This window comes from Paenibacillus tuaregi (genome assembly GCF_900086655.1).
Classification (GTDB): Bacteria; Bacillota; Bacilli; order Paenibacillales; family Paenibacillaceae; genus Fontibacillus; species Fontibacillus tuaregi.
In genome coordinates this window covers 1,825,695-1,846,497 of record NZ_LT575476.1, presented here as the reverse complement: position 1 = coordinate 1,846,497, position 20,803 = coordinate 1,825,695, and the positions used below count along the sequence as shown (strand labels likewise).

Annotated in this window: 21 protein-coding genes and 1 other annotated feature (1 of these 22 running past the window's edge); all 21 genes read right to left on the bottom strand. The window is 50.8% G+C overall.

The window, feature by feature from the left end; translation table 11 throughout:
• Nucleotides 1-133 (bottom strand) — a binding site (T-box leader); it reaches 148 nt to the left of the window's first position.
• A 66-nt stretch (nt 134-199) separates the two neighbouring features.
• Nucleotides 200-703, bottom strand: coding sequence for a DivIVA domain-containing protein (locus BN6628_RS08285; RefSeq protein ID WP_068616394.1), 504 nt, complete (start codon nt 701-703; stop codon nt 200-202).
• A 105-nt stretch (nt 704-808) separates the two neighbouring features.
• Nucleotides 809-1,591 (bottom strand): YlmH family RNA-binding protein, encoded by a 783-nt coding sequence (locus tag BN6628_RS08280; RefSeq protein WP_068616391.1) that lies wholly within the window; start codon nt 1,589-1,591, stop codon nt 809-811.
• Between the two features lies 1 nt (nt 1,592).
• Nucleotides 1,593-1,868, bottom strand: coding sequence for a YggT family protein (locus BN6628_RS08275; protein ID WP_262363149.1), 276 nt, complete (start codon nt 1,866-1,868; stop codon nt 1,593-1,595).
• A gap of 7 nt (nt 1,869-1,875) precedes the next feature.
• The gene (locus BN6628_RS08270; RefSeq protein WP_068616389.1) at nt 1,876-2,325 is read right to left on the bottom strand and encodes a cell division protein SepF; all 450 of its coding nucleotides are present in this window, start codon (nt 2,323-2,325) and stop codon (nt 1,876-1,878) included.
• Nucleotides 2,325-3,017 carry a YggS family pyridoxal phosphate-dependent enzyme gene (locus BN6628_RS08265; protein ID WP_068616387.1) on the bottom strand — a complete coding sequence of 231 codons (693 nt, stop codon included), beginning with the start codon at nt 3,015-3,017 and terminating at the stop codon, nt 2,325-2,327. Before BN6628_RS08265 ends, BN6628_RS08270 begins: the two co-directional genes overlap by 1 nt.
• A 7-nt stretch (nt 3,018-3,024) precedes the next feature.
• The gene (gene pgeF / locus BN6628_RS08260; RefSeq protein WP_068616384.1) at nt 3,025-3,876 is read right to left on the bottom strand and encodes a peptidoglycan editing factor PgeF; all 852 of its coding nucleotides are present in this window, start codon (nt 3,874-3,876) and stop codon (nt 3,025-3,027) included.
• A gap of 107 nt (nt 3,877-3,983) precedes the next feature.
• Nucleotides 3,984-4,292, bottom strand: a complete 309-nt coding sequence (locus BN6628_RS08255) for a YlmC/YmxH family sporulation protein (RefSeq protein WP_068622101.1) — start codon at nt 4,290-4,292, stop codon at nt 3,984-3,986.
• A gap of 144 nt (nt 4,293-4,436) precedes the next feature.
• Nucleotides 4,437-5,219: an RNA polymerase sporulation sigma factor SigG gene (sigG, locus tag BN6628_RS08250; protein ID WP_068616382.1), complete on the bottom strand. Its 783-nt coding sequence runs from the start codon at nt 5,217-5,219 to the stop codon at nt 4,437-4,439.
• Between the two features lie 124 nt (nt 5,220-5,343).
• Entirely contained in the window at nt 5,344-6,066 is a 723-nt protein-coding gene (gene sigE, locus BN6628_RS08245; protein ID WP_068616380.1) for an RNA polymerase sporulation sigma factor SigE, read from the bottom strand.
• Between the two features lie 12 nt (nt 6,067-6,078).
• Entirely contained in the window at nt 6,079-7,035 is a 957-nt protein-coding gene (gene spoIIGA, locus BN6628_RS08240) for a sigma-E processing peptidase SpoIIGA (RefSeq protein WP_068616378.1), read from the bottom strand.
• Nucleotides 7,036-7,288: 253 nt separating this feature from the next.
• A complete protein-coding gene (gene ftsZ, locus BN6628_RS08235) occupies nt 7,289-8,398 on the bottom strand; it encodes a cell division protein FtsZ (protein ID WP_068616375.1) in 1,110 nt (369 codons plus the stop codon).
• 55 nt (nt 8,399-8,453) lie between these two features.
• On the bottom strand, nt 8,454-9,707 hold the full coding sequence (gene ftsA / locus BN6628_RS08230; protein WP_068616373.1) for a cell division protein FtsA: 1,254 nt from the start codon (nt 9,705-9,707) through the stop codon (nt 8,454-8,456).
• 241 nt (nt 9,708-9,948) lie between these two features.
• Nucleotides 9,949-10,716 (bottom strand): cell division protein FtsQ/DivIB, encoded by a 768-nt coding sequence (locus BN6628_RS08225; RefSeq protein ID WP_068616371.1) that lies wholly within the window; start codon nt 10,714-10,716, stop codon nt 9,949-9,951.
• A 61-nt stretch (nt 10,717-10,777) separates the two neighbouring features.
• The gene (gene murA, locus BN6628_RS08220) at nt 10,778-12,058 is read right to left on the bottom strand and encodes a UDP-N-acetylglucosamine 1-carboxyvinyltransferase (RefSeq protein WP_068616368.1); all 1,281 of its coding nucleotides are present in this window, start codon (nt 12,056-12,058) and stop codon (nt 10,778-10,780) included.
• 16 nt (nt 12,059-12,074) lie between these two features.
• The gene (gene murB / locus BN6628_RS08215; RefSeq protein WP_068616365.1) at nt 12,075-12,980 is read right to left on the bottom strand and encodes a UDP-N-acetylmuramate dehydrogenase; all 906 of its coding nucleotides are present in this window, start codon (nt 12,978-12,980) and stop codon (nt 12,075-12,077) included.
• Nucleotides 12,981-13,143: 163 nt separating this feature from the next.
• Nucleotides 13,144-14,256, bottom strand: a complete 1,113-nt coding sequence (gene murG, locus BN6628_RS08210; RefSeq protein WP_068616363.1) for an undecaprenyldiphospho-muramoylpentapeptide beta-N-acetylglucosaminyltransferase — start codon at nt 14,254-14,256, stop codon at nt 13,144-13,146.
• 5 nt (nt 14,257-14,261) lie between these two features.
• The gene (spoVE, locus tag BN6628_RS08205; protein ID WP_068616361.1) at nt 14,262-15,359 is read right to left on the bottom strand and encodes a stage V sporulation protein E; all 1,098 of its coding nucleotides are present in this window, start codon (nt 15,357-15,359) and stop codon (nt 14,262-14,264) included.
• 49 nt (nt 15,360-15,408) lie between these two features.
• Nucleotides 15,409-16,830 carry a UDP-N-acetylmuramoyl-L-alanine--D-glutamate ligase gene (murD, locus tag BN6628_RS08200; protein WP_068622099.1) on the bottom strand — a complete coding sequence of 474 codons (1,422 nt, stop codon included), beginning with the start codon at nt 16,828-16,830 and terminating at the stop codon, nt 15,409-15,411.
• 5 nt (nt 16,831-16,835) lie between these two features.
• Nucleotides 16,836-17,801 carry a phospho-N-acetylmuramoyl-pentapeptide-transferase gene (gene mraY, locus BN6628_RS08195; protein WP_068616358.1) on the bottom strand — a complete coding sequence of 322 codons (966 nt, stop codon included), beginning with the start codon at nt 17,799-17,801 and terminating at the stop codon, nt 16,836-16,838.
• A gap of 25 nt (nt 17,802-17,826) precedes the next feature.
• Nucleotides 17,827-19,239, bottom strand: coding sequence for a UDP-N-acetylmuramoyl-tripeptide--D-alanyl-D-alanine ligase (locus tag BN6628_RS08190; RefSeq protein WP_068622096.1), 1,413 nt, complete (start codon nt 19,237-19,239; stop codon nt 17,827-17,829).
• Complete coding sequence (locus tag BN6628_RS08185; RefSeq protein ID WP_068616356.1) at nt 19,239-20,729, bottom strand: UDP-N-acetylmuramoyl-L-alanyl-D-glutamate--2,6-diaminopimelate ligase; 1,491 nt, start codon at nt 20,727-20,729, stop codon at nt 19,239-19,241. Before BN6628_RS08185 ends, BN6628_RS08190 begins: the two co-directional genes overlap by 1 nt.
• Between the last annotated feature and the right edge of the window lie 74 nt (nt 20,730-20,803).

The following is a 20,803-nucleotide window of genomic DNA, read 5'->3' as shown; positions in this document are numbered from 1 at the left end:
TACAAATTCCGAAAACTTCAGCTTAACTTCTCCGGGAGGATATTCCGTCTGGGTCCTGAACATCGGCTTTCAGCAAATGCCGACTCTCTGGGGATCAAGGGCGCAGCGTACTGGTTCCCATCATCAAAAGCTTGATTATACAGTTTCATTGCATATATTTATACCTGTTTTGACCCGGAATGTCAACCTGGGCAAGCGTTTAATAAGCTTCGCGGACCTCGCGCTCAGGCAGACTGGCTGCCTCCTCCTCCAGCGACTCCCAACCGTCTTGGCTGAGCAGCTCAAGCTGGGCTTCAACCAAAACACGGAAACGGGCACGGTAGACGGATGCCTGCTTCTTAAGCTCCTCAACTTCGAGTGCTACCTTGCGGGATTTACTGAGCGATTCGTTAATAATCCGGTCTGCGTTCTTCTCTGCTTCTTTTATAATAAGCTGAGCTTCCTTCTTCGCGTTAGTCCGAACCTCATCCGCCGCCTCCTGGGCAACGATGATCGTCTTGCTCAGCGACTCTTCAATATTGGCGAAATGGTCCAGCTTCTCCTGCACCGTTAGCAGCTGGTTCTGAAGATCCTTGTTCTCCCGAATGACGCTCTCGTAATCCTTAATAATCTGATCAAGGAACTCATTCACCTCATCTTCATCATAGCCGCGAAGACGCCTAGAGAACTCCTTATTATGTATATCCAGCGGCGTTAATGGCATGCTGCGCACCTCCCAAAAATTTTAAGCAACAAAAGGCAGAAGTCTGGCCTATACTTATTTTATCGTAATCCAATTCGACAGAATGAAGAGAAATCCTGCTGCACTCTACACAAATTTACCGATTTTTACGCGATATCTACCTTTTTTTGTCACGCCGTCCAACTCAAGAATTTTGAATCGGCCAAAACCTTGCAGGGATACAACGTCCCCCTCCTGCAGCGGCTTGGAAGGATCTTCCTCAGTCCGCCAATTAACCCGGCAGCGGCCGGCTTTGATTGGAATCAGCACCTTGCTGCGGCTGAGCCTGAATGCATCGCTTACAATCCCGTCCAACCTCAAGGAAGCCACCGTCAAATCCAGCGGCTCCAGCTTCTGGGCTGCAATCCGGAGCTGATCCAAATCCTTGATTTCCGTGTAGACATTCACCCGGTGAACCTGCCTTAGATGGGTACTTAAATATTCAGCAGTCTCTTCAGCTACTATAACATTGCAACCGTCTTCAAGTACATGAATATCTCCAATCTTGTCCCTTTTTAATCCAAGGGATAGAAGTGCTCCCATATAATCTCCATGTTCCAGGCTGTCCAGCTTTTGATCCAAAGAACTGATGGCTAGAACTTTAAGCTTCATCGATTCTGTGGAGAGATCACGATAATCCGGGGCAACAAGAGCTCGTACCCGCTCAGCACCCTCGTAACCTCCGTCCAGACGTACAGTCACATCGGGATGACGTCTCGCCAGTGAATCCAAAATGAAGATTTGACGGGGGTCCAAAAAATCAGTCAGCTTGACTTCATGGTAATCCCCTGCGCCAACCACCCATTCCCAGGCCCGGTCAACAAACATCCGTTCTTCGGGTCTAAAATGTGCGTAAATTTCCGTCTTCATTTTATCTGTTTCCTGTCAGATATCCAACCACACTGCTCAGACCCACAGCGGCAAGCCTCAGCACGAACAGGGCCACAATCGGGGAGATATCAATCATCCCCATAATTGGGGGAATGAACCGCCGGAACGGCGCCAGGAAAGGCTCCACCAGCTTACCGAGTAAATCCCCAATAAAACTCTCTCTAATATTAGGTACCCATGACATCAGAATGTAGATGATAATCATGTACATATAAATTTGGTACAGCGCAAATATAATCGTATCGAAACTGCTCAAACTCCGGTCACCTCATTCTGTTATAGTCTTGTTCGTCGGCCAAAATTTCAGTAATGGAGCCCTGAATTTCGACCGTATCCGGGGTGCACAGAAAGATGTTCCCGCCAATTTTGGAAATGTTCCCACTTAGCGCATACACCGTGCCGCTCAGGAAATCAATAATCCGCAGCGCCTGATCATTGCGGACACGCTGCAGATTGACCACAACCGCGCGGTGGGAACGCAGATGGTCTGCAATCTCCTGGGCTTCATCGTAAGAGCGGGGCTCATTCAAGATCAGCTTCACATTTTTCTGGGAATGAATGCTAACTACATTGCTTCCCCTTTGGTTTCTACGTGCTTCGATGCTCGGAGTTTCATGTTCAGATTCTTCAGGGTCCACAAGCTTCTCCCGTTCCACTATTTCTTCTTCCTCCTGAAGGCCAAAGAAATTCATAAATTTATTCATGACGCCCATCAACTCTCCTCTCCTTTACCCACTAATAGGGTTCCAAGGCGAAGCCATGTCGCCCCTTCTTCCACCGCCACCTCGAAATCATTGGACATTCCCATGGATAAATGGGTTATCGGCTCGTCCGTTAACGACTTAAGATTGAGCTCATCACGAAGCTCTCTAAGGCCTCTGAAGATGGGACGCGTATCCTCGGGATCTCCCTCGAAAGGAGCCATGGTCATCAGACCAATCACCTTAACATGGGGGAAGCCGCGTATTTCCTTCAGGAATCCTTCCACGTCACCAGGCGCAAGTCCATGCTTGGTCTCCTCTCCAGATATATTAACCTGGACAAAGGTATAAATAACCGTATCTGCTGCTGCGGCCTTCTTCTCCAGCTCCTTCGCCAGCGAGAGACGGTCAAGCGAATGAACGTACTGGAACTTACCAATTACGTCCTTGACTTTGTTGGTCTGCAGATGACCAATGAAATGCCAGGTGCCTTGGCCGTCCATCGCCTCCCATTTGGGTAAGGCAACCTGCAGACGATTCTCGCCGATATGGTGTAGCCCGCTTTCAAGCACCGCTAAGGTTGCTTCAAGGGAGACATATTTGGTCACTGCAACGATGTTAATATCCTCAGGCTGCCTTCCGCTTCGTTCGCAAGCCTGTCTGATTCGCTGGTTCACCAGCTCAATCCGCTCTTGAAGACCCATAGAAGGATCACCTCTCCTTCATGCCAATCCAGCTGGCCATTCTTCCTGTTGTTCCGTTTTCCTTGCGGTAAGAGAAGAACAAGTCGCTGCGGCAGCTTGTACAATAAGATGTACATTCGATATGACTCGGCAAAATTCCTGCTTTAATCATAATGATTCGATTCAGTTCTTTCAAGTTCAGCATGCTCCGGTCCGGAATAGTTGAAGGAGCAGCCACCTGATCCAGTCCCGATCCTGCCCCTTCGGGCACGATATCCCTCACCTTGGACATCACATATTCATCTACCTCATAACAGCAAGCCCCGATGGAAGGGCCGATCGCTGTGCGGATGTGCTGGGGCTCACTGCCGTACTCGCTTGCCATAGCTTGGATCGTTTCCCGCGCAATCTGGCTAACGGTGCCTTTCCAGCCCGCATGAGCAAGTCCCACCGCCCTGTTAACCGGGTCAAAGAAGTACAGCGGAACACAATCCGCATAAAAAGACGTAAGCATAATGCCGGGCACATTCGTGATCAACCCGTCGGTAGACTGAAAAGCACTGGATCGGTCCGCCCTTCCCTTCCCACGGTCTTTCTCTGTAACTACACTAACCCGGACATCATGAACCTGCTCTCCACAAGTCCATGCCTCGAAAGAAAAGCCGGCTGCTTCTGCTAATTTGGCACGGTTTGCCGCAACTACAGCAGGGTTATCCCCCACATGGAGGGCCAGGTTCAGACTGCTGTAATGCCCTTCCCCAGCCCCACCGCCTCGCCCTGAGAACCCGGCACTCAAACCGGGGAAAGCATCCTCCCAGGATTGAATCGTCAGGCGCTCGGGTTCTCCGTCATTTATATTTACCCTAACAAACGGTTCCATATCCATATCCTCCTAACACCTCAGGTACCTTTACCAGTGTACCATATGAACCGGTCTTCTTATCTTAAAAAGCCGATAATTTATGCAAATCACCCGTTTGCTGCATATTATATGCTTCGGCGGCCCTCATGCCGATCATGTTCGATATATATCGTGTTATCCTGCTCCGGGGTCTTGATCCTGTTCTCATCCAGCTTCACAAGTACTACATCAGAGCCGATCTTGACAATGTTCCGCCACGGGATAACCATATCATTTCCGCCTCCAAATAAGCCCATAAACTTGCTGTAGCCCGGAACGACAATAGCTTCAATGAGCCCCTGCCGCAGGTCTAGCTCAAGATCGCTGATCTGACCGAGCCTTTTGCCGTCTATCACATTGATCACGTCTTTCGTCTGGAAATCGGAGATCTTCACCAATCTTCTCTCCTCCTCATCATTAAAGTTCGCTGTAGTCCACTGCCAGGCGGCTCATCCATCCTTGTCTGTTCAATAATTATATGAGGGCGGTCAGCAAAAAATAAGGCCATATCACAAAAAAAGACGGTCCCTTTCGGGCCGTCATGATTTCACATGCTTTTGCATCTGTAGGATAGCGGACTTCTCCAGTCTGGACACCTGGGCCTGAGAAATACCAATCTCATCGGCAACCTCCATTTGGGTCTTGCCTTCAAAGAAACGCATCGAAAGGATCATTTTCTCCCGCCGGTTCAGCTTGTGCATCGCCTCCCTGAGAGCAATCTCCTCAATCCAGGACACATCTTTGTTCTTGTCGTCGCTGATCTGATCCATTACATAGATCGGGTCCCCGCCGTCGTGATAAATCGGCTCGAAGAGGGACACCGGGTCCTGAATCGCATCCAAGGCGAATACCACATCCTCCTTCGGGATATTCAGCGCTTCGGAAATCTCAAGCACAGTCGGTTCCCTGGAATTCCGGTTCGTCAAGCTGTCCCTCATCTGAAGCGCCTTATATGCGATATCCCGCAGAGACCTGGAGACCCGAATCGGATTGTTATCACGAAGATAACGGCGGATCTCACCGATGATCATCGGGACCGCATAGGTCGAGAACTTCACATTTTGCGACAGATCAAAATTATCAATAGCTTTCATTAGTCCAATACAACCGACTTGGAACAAATCGTCCACATACTCTCCCCGATTGTTAAACCGTTGGATGACGCTAAGCACGAGTCTTAAATTCCCATTCACTAACTTTTCTCTTGCTGCTCGCACGTGGTCTTGTTGTAAAGAGTGGAATAATTCACGCATTTCCGCATTCGTTAGAACAGGCAGCTTTGCAGTGTCAACACCGCAAATCTCGACTTTGTTTCGTGTCATCGTGTCTTACCTCCCAAGGATACAGATCTTGCTGCCTTCCGGCTCTTCGCGCCTGAAGCTGATCTGCCGTGAAACTAATGTTCATTATCTCCGAGGGATGTATTTTTATTCCTGCTGCTCTGATCTATACCATTTTATTAAACTCCTTGCGAAGACGTTTGATAATCCGCTTCTCAAGTCTGGAAATATAGGATTGGGAGATTCCAAGCAGGTCTGCAACGTCTTTCTGGGTCTTCTCTTCTCCATCGGTCAAGCCAAAACGAAGCTCCATGATCATACGTTCCCGTTCGCTTAATTTATCAAGCGCCTTATGAAGAAGCTTGCGGTCAACCTGCTCTTCAATATTCCGGTAAATGGTGTCATTCTCGGTGCCCAGAACATCCGAGAGCAGAAGCTCATTCCCATCCCAATCAATGTTCAAGGGTTCATCAAAAGACACTTCTGAGCGGATTTTGCTGTTACGCCGCAAGTACATTAATATTTCGTTCTCAATACAGCGGGACGCATAGGTGGCCAGCTTAATCTTTTTCTCAGGATCGAATGTGTTGACCGCCTTGATGAGTCCAATGGCTCCGATCGACACCAAATCCTCGATGTTAATCCCCGTATTCTCGAATTTGCGGGCGATATAGACAACCAGTCTGAGATTACGTTCAATCAGCATGGCGCGGATGGCCGCATCACCTGTTGAGAGCTTCTGCAGCAGGAACTCCTCTTCCTCCCGGGTTAGCGGTGGAGGCAGGGCCTCGCTGCCGCCAATATAATAGATTTCTTCACTTTTCATCCCGAGCAGGAACAAGAACCGGTAGTACTGCAGCTGCAGCGTCAATTTCCACTTTACAAGCATGATTGAACCCTCCTATATCACGTTAACCGTTGCTTTATCTCCGTCACTCCCATGTTCTGTCAGTGCCGGGTGAATAATTGCCTGATAGGCGCCTTCTGACGACAGTTTTCCTGCATCAAACCCTACCAGCACCCTGTGTGTCGAAGTCAATTGGCCTGCCACCTTAACTTGGACTTCATCGGGTTTCAAGGCAATCATAAACTGTGATCCCTTGTTAATCCCCCGGTAGGGCACCAGCCTGAGCCTCTCTCTCCATAGGAACCGGTCATCCTCGCTAAGCTCCATAATAAGGTTGTCCGCTCCTCCGCTGCGGATTTTGGCCGCCCAGCCTTCCGGAAGATACTCATCCCACAGCGAGGTCTCCATGACCATTACAGGCATGCGTGTCAAAGGATCTGTCAGCTGATTGCCGGTATCAACCAGCCCCGTGCAGGTTACACTTTGCTCCCCGATGCGGACGGTTACTTCCCCCAGATAGGAGCTGAGCTGAAGCTGTCTTTGCCTGGAGGCTTGCACCAGCCTGAACCCAATCAGAACACCAAAGAAGACAACCAGGATGAACACAGCTCCTATCTTCAGCTCGAAGCTGGCTCCACCGGTAGCCGAATACCACATCCCGTTCCATACTTCCCCTGAAGTCTGCAGCAGATAGTGAACACCCAGAATCCCCCCGGCAGCCACGAAGTTAACGATATAAAAGGCGCCCATATTCCGCAGATAGGTTTGCAGACTTCCAAAACCGAATGCCACAAACAACATCACAACAGAGAATAGAAACTTTGTCAGGAATGTATACAAAAAAGAAAGCTGAGGCAGAAACATCATAAGCACATAGGCTGCACCAATTCCAGCCGCAGCCGCCAGCCGCCATACCCTTATCCTCAGCTTCCTCATCCACGCTGTAACCCCAAGCAGGGCTGCATCGATGATCAGGTTCATCAGAAAAATAAGATCAATATAAACAACCACAGCTTCACCTGCCAATTTCCATAGGTTTAGTGAATATCATTTGTAACCTTATGGAAATACTACAGAGCATAGTCTCTTAAACGCGGGGGAGATGCTACCAGTATAAAGAGATCAAGATATGAAGTCTGTCTAATAATGCGCGCGGAGTTCAACTTTTTTTGTCGACCTTGCGGGGAAAATCTCTATATAAAAAAGCCCGCCCACCGCGGAAACGGTGAACAGGCTTTAGTATCGGGGGAAAGCAATTTCTGAATTAGTCGTTGTTATTACGGCGATTCCGCAAAAATGTTGGAATATCCAGCTGATCCCCGCTTGGTTGGTTCCCGAACGGTCTCAGGTTATTCGTACGGCTCTCTTGGGATTCAGGAGCCGATACGGGAGGCTTGCGAACAGGTTGGGACGGAGCAGCCTTATGTTCGAAGCCCGTCGCAATTACGGTAACTTTGATTTCTTCTTTCATATTCTCATCAATAATCGCACCGAAAATCATATTCACTTCAGGATCTGAAGCGGAGATGACAATTTCAGCAGCTTCATTGACTTCATATAGCGATAGATTAGATCCGCCGGTAATATTCATAATTACACCGCGGGCCCCCTCAATCGTAGTTTCCAGCAGTGGGCTCATAATCGCCTTGCGTGCAGCCTCGGCAGCACGGTTCTCGCCGGTAGCCAGACCAATACCCATCAGGGCCGATCCGCGTTCCGTCATGATCGTCTTGACATCCGCAAAGTCAAGGTTAATCAATCCCGGTACAGCGATAAGGTCGGAAATACCTTGAACGGCCTGACGGAGAACATTATCTGCCTCCCGGAAAGCTTCAAGCATCGGAGTCTTCTTGTCCACCATCTCAAGCAGGCGGTCATTCGGAATCACGATCAGTGTATCCACTTTCTCTTTCAAGCCTTCGATACCGAGCTCGGCATGTGATGAACGCTTGCGTCCCTCGAAGGTGAACGGCCGTGTAACCACGCCGACAGTCAACGCTCCACATTCTCTGGCGATTTCAGCAATAACAGGTGCAGCACCTGTTCCTGTTCCCCCGCCCATTCCAGCGGTGACAAACACCATATCTGCACCCTTCAGGGTGTTAGCAATCAATTCTCTGGACTCCTCAGCAGCCTTCTTACCGACTTCCGGATTAGCTCCGGCCCCAAGACCACGGGTCAGCTTGTCCCCGATCTGAAGTCTGTGTTCGGACTTAGCCAGATGCAGCGCCTGAGCGTCTGTGTTCACCGTGATGAACTCAACACCCTGCACTCCATTCTCGATCATACGGTTCACGGCATTGCTTCCGCCGCCGCCTACACCGATGACTTTTATTTTTGCCATACTCTCCATTTCAAAATCAAATTCCAACATACTCTTCCATCTCCCCCTCAGTGTGCGTGGATGGCCCGTCCATCACTAGGTCCAGTTATATAAATTCCTTAAAGATATTTTTGATGCTTCCCCAAATGCCCCCGCTCTTCGGTGCGGATTCTTGAGCAGCCGGTGCGGATTTGGGAGCCTTCGCCGGCTTCTTGTTGCCGGTACTGCGGATTCGGAAGTTACGAATCACATTATACAGGATTCCTACGCCGCTTGTGAAACCCGGGTCTCTCACCCCGATATAGTCCGGTACAGCAATTCTAACCGAAGCGGCCAATTCATTCTGCGCCACCTGCAGCAGCCCAGGCATGGAGACCGTCCCCCCCGTTAGTATATAACCCCCCGGAAGCTCAGTGTAACCGAGCCGTTTCACTTCCTGACGGATCAGATGGAAGATTTCCTGTACTCTCGGCTCTGCAATAGCAGCCAAATCTACTTGAGTAAATTCCTTGTCCACATTGCTTCCAATGCGGGTTACTTTGAACCTTACATCTTCCTCGGCATCTTCCATAAGCGCGCATCCATATTTCAGCTTCACTTTCTCAGCCTGATCAGTCAAGGTTCTAAGCCCGTAGGCAATATCATTGGTAATGAACTCCCCGCCTATAGGAAGCGTGGAAGTTGCGGCAATTGTGCCCTCCTGATACACAGCAATTGTGGTTGATCCAGCCCCGATATCCACAAGCACGGAGCCCATAGTCTTCTCATCCTTAGATAAAGCCAGCTGTCCGGCTCCGAGTGACAGAAGCACCAGATCGGTAACCTTAAGTCCCGCCTTCTCTACACAACGAAGAAGATTATGTATCGCTGTCTTAGCGCCAGTAATAATCGTAGCCTCCACCTCAAGGCGGACTCCGATCATACCGCGCGGATCTTGAATTCCCTCCAAACCATCAACTACATACTGCTTAGCCACCACATCAATAATTTCCCGTTCCGGTGGAAGAGCAATCACTTCCGCGGCCTTCATGACCCGCTCAATGTCCTCTTCCCCGATTTCACGATCCTCGTTCGATACAGCCACGACACCGTGACTTGATTGAAGTCCGATATGATTCCCCGAAATACCGACGTACACTTCCGATATTTGAATTCCCACCATGCGCTCAGCATGATCGACCGCACTCTTGATCGACTGCACAGTCTGGTCAATATCTACAATTGCGCCTTTACGGATTCCTTCCGAATCGGCAGATCCAACCCCAATAATATTAAAGGTTCCATTCGAGATTTCCCCAATAATAGCACGAACTTTGGATGTACCGATGTCCAAACTAACAATGATGTCATTGTTGCTCAAGCCCCTGGCACCTCCTGTTTTCCTGAAAATTAATATGAGAGCGATATACAACTCTCTACTTATTCAACGTGTTTTATACTTTCCCTCTTTTTTCTACAAATTTTTTAATTGCCAACATTTACTTATAGCCTGATCCGACAAGGTTTTTCCAGGTTTTTCTCAGAGCAGACTCTCGCAAAAATAATAAGAAAAAAGAGGGAGGTTGTTAACAAGCTCATAAATTATATTTTATCATTGTTTGTCACTGATTAGTAGTGTCTTTTTGCTGCTCGTCCTTATCACCCGAAGACGGAAAGGCTGAGTATGAATTAGCCTCCAGCATGGTGAGTGTACCCGGCTGCTGGGAATCAATAACAGACCCCAGATACTCTATTTTCTCGGGTAAAAGAGAGATCGCGGTAATGACCTCAAAGTGGGAGCTTGTATACATTTTGATCCGGTCCGGGTAAGCCGCCGTTGGTGACGGAACGATCTCCGAGATATCCGTAGTCAGATTATCCGGAATCTTGCCCAGTACAAGACACAGACTCTTCAGGTTGGCATCCCCCCGCTTCCATCCGGAAAGGAGAGGCTTCTCCACGGCAATACTGCCTGTCTTGGCGGGCACTTCCGCGCCGCTCGCCAAATAAGCAAGGAGACTGCCGTCTTTGTTCAACGTATATCCCACAGCGCGGTATTCCTTGATCTTAATCAGCACAAGACCGGGGAACTGCTTCTCCACCGTCACCTTTTCGATAGAAGGGATTAAAGACAAACGCTGCTGTACCTCGCTCTCGCTAATTCCGAAATAAGAGGCACCGATCTGAATCCCAGCCTGCTTCAGCAATTCGGGGTTCGTCGTGTACGTATTGCCGGAGAAACGAATTTCTGAAATTTTACTGATTTGTGACCGGAAGAACAACACCCCTGCCAGGACAACAAACAGCAGAAGCAGAATGGCAACCACCTTACGGCTTGTCTTCATTTTAGGTTTAGCGTTCTTCAGGACAGGTACATTTGCTTTTGGCATCGTCACTTCTCCATAAAGCCTGATAGCCCCTCCGGATCGGAGGGGACGACCTAGGCGTTAATCAGGCAAAATCAAGCTGCTTCAGCGCCGGGCTCTCTCTGTGCATACTCGCCCCCAGGCGCTGAAACATATTCTCTATGCGGTCATAACCACGGTCAATGTGATGAACCTGCTCAACCACGGTCTTCCCGTGCGCCGCAAGACCAGCAATCACAAGCGCGGCGCCAGCTCTAAGGTCAGTGGCTTCCACAGTGGCTCCATAAAGCCTCGATACGCCCCGGATATAAGCGGAGGTATGGTTGACCGAGATATCCGCACCCATCCGTACAAGCTCATCCACATGTTTGAACCTGCCTTCGAATACGGTCTCCCGCATCATACTCGCCCCGTCGGCCAGAGACAACAGCACCATAACTTGGGACTGAAGATCCGTAGGGAAGGCCGGGTAGGGTGAAGTCACGATACTTTCAACGGCTTTAGGTCTGCCAAGGCTGCTGACATTTATTATATCATTGCAAGCCCCTATTTGAACACCAGCACGCCTCAGCACATGGATCAGAGAGACCAAATGGGAAGGATTGCAATGGGTGAGAGTTACAGTCCCACGGGTAGCGGCTGCGGCAATCAGAGCAGTACCCGCTACGATCCGGTCAGGGATGATCTCGTATTCGCACGGGAACAGCTGCTGAACTCCGCGAATCTTGATCGTATCCGTTCCCGCCCCCATGATGCTTGCTCCCATCTGATTAAGGAAATTCTGCAGATCCTGAATCTCCGGTTCGCGCGCCGCGTTCGTAATGATCGTGGTTCCTTCTGCAAGAACGGCAGCCATCATAATATTCTCGGTCGCCCCAACGCTTGGGAAGTCCAGATGAATGTCTGCACCCACCAGCTTGCTGGCCCGGCACCAGATTTGCTCATCGCTCTCTTCAATCTCCGCACCAAGCGCCTTGAGGCCGTTCAGATGAAGATCGATCTTACGCTCTCCAATGGCACATCCCCCGGGCTGGTACACACATACCTCACCGAACTTAGCCAGAAGCGGCCCCATCAGGAATATGGAAGATCTCATCAGCTTCATTAAGTCTTCCGGCACTTGGCAGGAGTCTGTCCCGCTTGAATCGACCACCACGGTGTCCCCTTTGTGAATCGTACTGCAGCCCAACCGGTTCAATATGCGCAGCATAACATCAATATCAAGCAGCCGCGGCACATTTCGGAGCTGAACCTTGCCTCCGGACAGCAGGCTTGCCGCCAGAATCGGCAGTGCGGCATTCTTCGCTCCATGGATACGAATGGCTCCTGATAGGGGTTTCCCGCCTTCAATCACCAATTTGTCCAATGTATCACCTCCGAGTTTACCGCTCACCCACGCAGAACACTTCCGGAATCAACTTCACCTCGAACTTAGAGGCAACCACGGTTTGGATATGGTGCATTAGGGTGAGAACGTCCTCTGCTGTCGCTTGCCCGGTGTTTACAATGAAATTGGCGTGCATTTCAGATACCTGGGCGCCGCCCTGTCTATAGCCTTTGAGGCCTGCGGCTTCAATAAGCCTTGCCGCGTGATCTCCCGGCGGGTTGCGGAACACGCTTCCTGCACAAGGCTGCTGAAGCGGCTGGGTCTGTCTTCTGCGGTCTTTGTACGCTGCCATCGAGGCTGCAATAGCTGAACGGTCCCCTTCGATCAGCTGAAAGACCGCATTGACCACAATTCCGCTTCGTTCATGAAGAACCGAATGCCGATAGGCGAATTCCATCTGATCCGCATTGTAGTTAACCAATTCCCCTGTATCCAGAACAATCTCAGCGGATTTGAATATGCGTGACACATCAGACCCATGTGCTCCAGCGTTCATATACACCGCACCCCCCACTGTGCCGGGTATACCTGAAGCGAATTCCATTCCGGTCAGGCCCTTCTTTCCGGCCATGATGCTGAGACTGACAAAGCTCGCTCCTCCGCCAGCCTCCACTTCAGTTCCCGAGAACTGCACCTGCTCCAGCCCCTTGCCGAACCGGATCACAGCACCACGGATGCCTTTGTCGGATACCAGCATGTTGGAGCCCTTGCCCACGGGCATCCATGGAATTTTCTCTTCATGCAGGTAGCGGATTAAATGCTGAAGCTGCTGCACATTCTCAGGCACAATCACCGCGTCGGCGGGACCCCCGATCTTCCATGTTGTATATTTGGCCATCGGCTCATTCGGCAGCACGCTGCCGACTTTTGCCTCGGAAAGTTTTGAAATCCACTGCTGCATCTTAAATTCCCCCCCTGGTTCGTTACCTTTACAGCCAATGAAAACTTGGATGAATCAAATCAATGCTAAAGCTTCACACCGGCACCCTGGGTTAGATTGTCACGATTATAGAGTATCTTATGTCAGCCTCCCGAGGAGTGTGACACCCGCCCAGAGCCTGGATTTATCTTCGCTTCTGCATAAGACGGCGCATCTCTTCCACTAACAGCTGAGCGGAATCCGGCTTGCCCAGCCTGCGCGAAGCGTTGGACATGGAGACCTGTATGGCGACATCTCTCATGATTTTCTGAATAGCACCAAACAGGGTCTCTCCCGTTAATGCCGATTCCAGTATAACCTCCGCGGCTCCAGCTTTCTCCAAGGTGCGTGCGTTCTTCTCCTGGTGATTATTCGTAACGTTAGGAGAAGGGATCAGGATAGACGGGATACCCAGGGAGGTAATCTCCGCCAGGAATGAGGCCCCGGCCCGGTTGACGATAAGTGTGGTGCTGGCTAGAACCTCTGGCATGTTGTGCACATAAGGCAGCACCTGAAGACCGCGCGGCAGATTGCCCGTCTTGGCTTTAATCGCCCTCAGCGTGGGTTCATAGTAGTTCTCGCCTGTCACATACACAAAGCGGACCTGGTCAAGTGTGTGCAGATAAGGCGCCATTTCTATCATGGCGTCATTAATCGCCTTGGCTCCCCGGCTGCCGCCAACAACGAGCACGATCGGAGTTCCCGGAATAAGACCGAGCGTGGTATATCCCTTGGTCTTGTCCGCCTCGTATACCGTCGTTGCCCGGGGATTCCCGGTATAAATGATATTTTTAGCCCCAGGAAAAGCGTCTTCCATACCTTCGAAGCTAAGAGCAACAGTACTTGCATATTTGCTTAAGAACCGGTTGGTTAAGCCAGCAACCGCATTCTGTTCATGAATGATGCTCGGAATTCCCAATTTTGCAGCCGCATACACCACCGGCCCGCACACGTATCCACCCGTTCCGACAACCACATCAGGCTTGAACTCCTTCAGCAGCTTCTTCGAAGTGCTGACACCCCGGAGGAAGCGGACCACGGTTTTCAAATTCTCCGCAGACAGCTTACGCCGGAACCCGGTGATATTAATGGCTTCAAAAGGAATATTCTCTTTGGGAACAATGGAGCTCTCCAGCCCCTTCTGTCCTCCGATGTATAAGAATTTCGTATTCGGAAATTCAACAGCACACTGCTTCGCGATCGCGAGCGCAGGATAGATGTGACCTCCTGTGCCCCCTCCGCTAAGTACAACTCGCATTAGGTTCACCTCGAATGACGGGATAAATTAAGTAAAATACCCAATGCCGTCAGCATCAGCGTCAGCGAGGAGCCGCCGTAACTGATGAGAGGCAGGGTTATGCCGGTAACCGGCATCAAGCCAATGACAACTCCAATATTAATGACCACCTGGACGGCAACCATGCCGATAATTCCAACGGCGAGCAGACTGCCGAAGGTGTCCTGTACCGTCATGGCCACCCTCATTCCCCTCCATACCAGAATAGTAAAGAGAAGGAGCACCAGACAACCACCGATAAAGCCGAGCTCTTCGGCCAAAATAGAAAATATAAAGTCCGTCTGCGGCTCAGGCATATAGCTGTACTTCTGCCGGCTCATGCCAAGTCCGAGACCGGCAAGACCCCCTGGGCCGATGGCATAAAGCGATTGAATGATCTGATAACCCGCCCCAAGCGGATCGGACCAAGGGTCCAGAAAAGCGGTAATCCGCTGAAGACGGTAAGGCGCTGCCAGAATCAGCCCCACAAAGCCGGCGACCCCTGCCAGTGCCAGTCCAAATAAATGCTTAAGCCGTGCTCCCGCTGTAAACACAATGAGCAGCGATGCCCCCAGCATCACCGTGCCCGTACCCAGATCGGGCTGCATCATGATCAGGCCGAAGGCGAGGGCAATCAGGCCGAGCGGCCTAAGAAGTCCTTTTGCAAAACGGGTAATGTCCATTGTCTCCCGGCTCAGCCAGTCTGACAAGAACAGGATCATGCCCAGCTTCATGAACTCGGAGGGCTGAATGCCGAAAGAACTGATCCCGAGCCAGCTTCGCGCTCCCCCGCGCACAACACCAACTCCGGGAATTAACACAATCACGAGAAGAAAAAAGCAGAGTATAAGCAGCGTTCTCGAATATTTACGTAAGTTCCGGTAATCCAGGTTCATGGTAAAGAACATTGCAATCAAACCTAGCACGGCAAACAGCAGCTGTCTTTTCACAAAATAAAAAGAGTCTCCATAATCGTGAAAAGCAAGCACCGAGCCCGCACTGTATACCATAACCATGCCGATTAACAGCAAAGCCAGAATGCAGATTAATAGCCAAATATCCGGCGCATGGCGCGTCTTGCTCATAGCGGAAGCCACCTCTAACTAGTATAGTAGGGGCTTTTCCACCCCTCTACTAAAGGTTATGCACCGCCTCTTTAAAAATGCGTCCACGCTCTTCATAGGAAGCAAACATGTCCCAGCTGGCACATGCCGGGGACAGCAGCACAATATCCCCAGGCTGGGCAAGCCCCGTTGCTTCCCGAATCGCGGTGTTCAAGGCAGAGGCGGAATCCTCCACAGTATCGACGAGCACGACGCGGGTTAATCCCGCAAGCCCGGCCACGCGGCCGATTTTCTCCCGAGTCTCCCCCAAGGCGACCACCGCTTTGACCTTATCCTTGAACACCGGCAGGAGCTCCATATAATCGGAGCCGCGGTCCAGACCTCCAGCGATCAGGACAATAGGTGCATTAAGAGCACGAAGGGCCATCGTTGTCGCCTTGGAGTTGGTAGCTTTGGAGTTGTTGTAGTAGGTTACCCCGTTCTTCTTCTCTACGAATTCAAGCCGGTGCTCCACACCCCGGAACGACATCAGCGGCTCAGCTAATTGATTCGGCTGCGCCCCTGCAGCAATAGCAATGGCAGCTGCTGCCAGCGCATTCTCCACATTGAAGCGGCCGGGCAGGCCGATTTCACTAACATTCACAATCTCATGGGCTGCTCCCTGCGCATCCCGGTAAACCACCATTCGGCTGAGCTCATCCTGAACTTCAGGTATATATGGCGGGTCCAAATACACGCCTTCTACAAGCTTCTCGGTAATGGAGAACGGGAGCAGCTTTGACTTAACGTAAGGGACCAGCTTCCGGCACACCGGGTCGTCCCAGTTCAAGACCGCCGTGTCACTTTCGAGCTGATTAGCGAACAGCTTGGCTTTGGAATTCACGTAATCTTCCATATCCCCATGATAGTCCAGATGGGTCTCGGCCACATTAAGCAGACATCCGACAGTAGGCCGGAAATCGGTCGTCCCCTTCAGCTGAAAGCTGCTTAGCTCCACAACCATCCAGTTGTCAGATGTAGCGGACGCTGCCGCCTCAGACAGCGGTGTCCCGATGTTCCCGGCCACAATGGGTCGCAGTCCCGCAGCCTCAAGCATTTTCCCTACCCAGGTAGTCGTCGTTGTCTTGCCATTAGATCCTGTAATCCCAATGATAGGGGCTGAGCAAATATGATAAGCGACCTCAACCTCGGTCACGACCTCAATGCCAAGCTCCATCGCTTTCTGAACTGGCCCTACGGTATAAGGTATACCCGGGTTTTTAACCAAAAGAGAGACACCCGGATGGATGAGTCCTTCCGGGTGACCCCCGCATAGAACAGAAATTCCCAAAGCCTCCAATTCGGATGCCTCGGGACACTGATCTCTATCCTTTTTATCATTTACAATGACCTTCGCTCCAAAGGCATGCAAGGTTTTGGCTACCTGAACCCCACTCTTGGCCAGGCCAAGAACTACAACTTCCTGACCTTTGTACGTTTCTGGATGTTTCATTGTCATTACAACCCCTTGTTGAGATAAAGTCCAATAAAGGCAAGTACGAGCCCAGCCGCCCAGAACGAGATCACTACTCTCCATTCGGACCAGCCCGACAGTTCAAAGTGATGGTGAATCGGACTCATTTTGAAGATGCGCTTCCCACGTGTCTTAAATGAGGCCACTTGAAGGACAACCGACAGGAGTTCGATGACAAAGATTCCTCCAATAACCAGGAACAGCAGCTCGCTCTTGGTTACAATCGCAATAGCGGAAATCGCACCGCCAATGCCAAGTGAACCTGCATCCCCCATGAATACCCGCGCCGGGTGGGCATTAAACACCAGAAAGCCCAGAACGGCTCCGATCATGGCTCCGGCACACACCGCTGCTGACAGGGACGTTGCCTGCATTGCCACAACCGCGTAGGCACCGAGCGCAATCGCGCTGACCCCGGAGAGCAGCCCATCAACGCCATCGGTAAAATTTACCGCATTGGTCACGGCCAGCATCATGATGGTGATAAAGGGATAATAGAATATGCCGCCCCAATCAAAAGAAATATTTGTGCCCGGAATACCAAGGGCTGTGCTGTGGCCGTTCGAGATCAGCAGGATACATATGATCGCAGAGAACACAAGCTGCCCGATCAGCTTTTGCTTAGCTGTAAGTCCTAGGGAGCGTTTAAATACGATCTTGATATAATCATCCAGGAAGCCGACAAGGCCGAAGCCAAGCGTGGCTACAAGCATAACGTAAAAGTCCGTGTTGATCACTGAGAATTTCATAAAAGCAAGTGTAAAAGCAATCATAATGATAATGCCGCCCATCGTCGGCGTGCCTGCTTTTTTCAAATGGGATTGCGGCCCTTCCGTCCGGACCTGCTGTCCGAATTTCAGCCTGCGCAGAACAGGGATGCAGAGAGGAGCCGCAATGACGGCGAGTATGAAGGAAACGCCTATGGTGAGAAGTACAAGTGAGAAATCCACGGGATCTCCCTCCTTTCGCTATCATTTAAGGTTGTTGAAGCCGATTTATCTTAATGGCCTGGGCCACCTCTTCCAATTTCATCCCCCGCGAGGCCTTAACCAGCACCACATCTTTCGGGGTCAACTCCTGCATAAGTCTATGAACGAGCTCGGTTTTGTCAGTATATGCATAAATACGCTCGGCGGGAAGATGTTCTCCCGCACCCTGGGCGATTTTTGCACCCAGCGCCCCGTAGGTAAACAGGATATCCACCTTCTCCGGGGTAATATAGCGGCCGGTCTCTTCGTGATACCGCCCCTCATGCTCACCCAGCTCAAGCATATCCCCAAGGACCGCAACCTTCCTGCGGTAGCCTTTCATTTTCTCCAACACCCCAATGGCGGCTTTCATTGAAGTCGGACTTGCGTTATACGCGTCATTAAGGATCGTAATCCCGCTTACGCCTTCAACCACTTCAATTCTCATGCTTGTAAGCTCAAGCTGGTCCAGCCCTTTGATAATATTCTCTTCAGTCACACCATAATGCCTGGCCACCAGCATAGCGCCAAGCGCATTAATGACGTTATGCTCCCCTAGCAGCGGAATCCGGTATGCTGAGGCTTCCTGTCCCGAGTGAGCTGTGAATACAGTCCCCGCACTTTGAAACATCATACCTGTCGGATAATCATCGTTATCCGCATTCATTCCAAAGGTTAATGTCTTCAGGTCCTCAGGCTTATAGGTTCCCGATTCTTGAAGAACTTGGGGAATCAAAGGCTCATCCCCGTTGTATACCAGCAGGCCCCCACGCTTTACACCGGCAAGAATCTCTACCTTGGCCCGTGCGATTTCCTCGCGGGACCCCAGCTGAAGCAGATGCGACTCACCAATGTTGGTGATCAGCACAGTCTCGGGTTCAGCCAGCTTTGAAAGCAACTCAATTTCATAGCGGGCACTCATCCCCATCTCCAAAATGGCGATTTCAGAGTCTTCCGGCATGGCCAGAATGGTCAGAGGAACTCCAATATGATTATTGAAATTACCATTTGTTTTATGAACCTTAAAGGTCGTCGCAAGCAGCGAGAAGGCAATATCTTTGGTTGTGGTCTTTCCGTTGCTGCCGGTAATTCCGATTACCTTGGCCTTTGTCTCTTTTAAATAGGACTTGGACAGGCGCTGTAGAGCCTCCAGAGTATCCTCCACAAAAATAACCGGGCCTTCCGTTTCCGGAGGAGTCCCATGGTCCCTCTGCCATAGACAGCCCGCCGCTCCCTGGCGGAGAGCTTCCGCGGCAAACGCATGTCCGTCGAAATTCTCTCCGGCAAGCGGCACGAACAGACAGCCCGCAGATATTTTCCTGGAATCTGTCACAACACCTTGGGCAGTAACCCCGGAATGCTCCTCACGGCCAAGAGTGCCGCCACACATTTCCGCAATTTGAGATAGGTTTCTAATTATCACTTTCGAGTACCCCTTATGGCTTCTTTTGCTACAACACGATCATCAAAGTCATGGACCTCTGTACCCACAATCTGGTAGGTCTCATGGCCTTTCCCCGCAATCAATACTACATCTTCAGAGCTTGCCATTTCAATAGCCTTTTGAATGGCCTCCTTCCGGTCCACCACAAGCACATAACGGTCCGAAGGCACACCATCGTCCACAAGCCCCTGTTCAATATCCTTCAGAATCGCATCCGGGTTCTCAGTTCTTGGATTATCGGAGGTCACAAACACAAAGTCGGAATACTTCGCGGCAATCCGGCCCATAATCGGCCGTTTCGTTCTGTCCCGGTCCCCGCCGCAGCCGAACACACAAATCACCCGGCCAACCGCAAATTCATCCACGGTGCGGAGCACATTCTCCAAGCCGTCAGGTGTATGGGCATAATCCACAATAACCGCAAAATCCTGGCCCTCATCTACAGCTTCCACCCGTCCTTCAACACCCTGCAGCGACTCCAGGCTCGATTTAATCTGCTCCAGTGTGATGCCTTCCAGCAAGGCTGCGCTGATTGCGGCAAGCGCATTATAGACATTGAACTTGCCGACCATCCGCAGTGAAATATCGGCTGCACCTGCGAATGTCTCCACATGGAAGGCCGTTCCTCTAGCGGTGATGGAAATGTCAGATGCCCTTACATCCGCTTCCTTCTCCACGCCATATGTAATCACTTCGGCGGCCGTCTGCCTAGCGAAATATTCCGATGCTTCATCGTCCACATTCAAGACAGCATAGCTGCGTTCCTGCGGATCCTCAAAGTAACGGTTGCCCAGACGGGAAAAGAACAGCCCTTTGGCCGCACGGTACTCTTCCATGGTCTTGTGATAATCCAGGTGGTCCTGCGTTAAGTTTGTGAATATAGCTGTGCGGAAATGTGTCCCCTTTACCCGTCCCTGTTCCAAGGCGTGAGAAGATACCTCCATGACACAATAATCACAATCAGCCTCAGCCATTTCATGAAGATAACGCTGCAGATCAAGCGACTCCGGCGTAGTCCCTGACATCGGATAACTGTTCCCATCGTATTTACGCTGGATCGTGCCAATCAGCCCGGGTTTATTCCCGTGATCATGCAGAATTTGCTCGATGAGATAAGTGGTAGTCGTCTTGCCGTTCGTACCCGTCACACCAATCACGCTGAGCTTTGAACTAGGCTCTTGATAAAAAGCGTTGCCCAGCACAGCCATAGCCAATCTGCAGTCCTTCACCTTCAACTGAGGAAGATTTACTTCCTCAAGCACCCGCTCAACTACAAGAGCTGCCGCCCCGCGATCTGCAGCCTGGCGGGCGAAGTCATGCCCATCCACCGTATGTCCGGGAAGGCAAATGAAGAGATCGCCCGGATTTACTTTTCGTGAATCGATTTGGATACCTGTTATGGAAACTTCTCCGTCCCCGTGAAGCTGTGAAGCCGTGAGATAAGACACCAATTGATTAAGTAACATGATTATACCTCCATCTATCCTTACTGTAGCAAAACCACTATATCTAGTATCGTCAAAATCACACCATCTCAGGC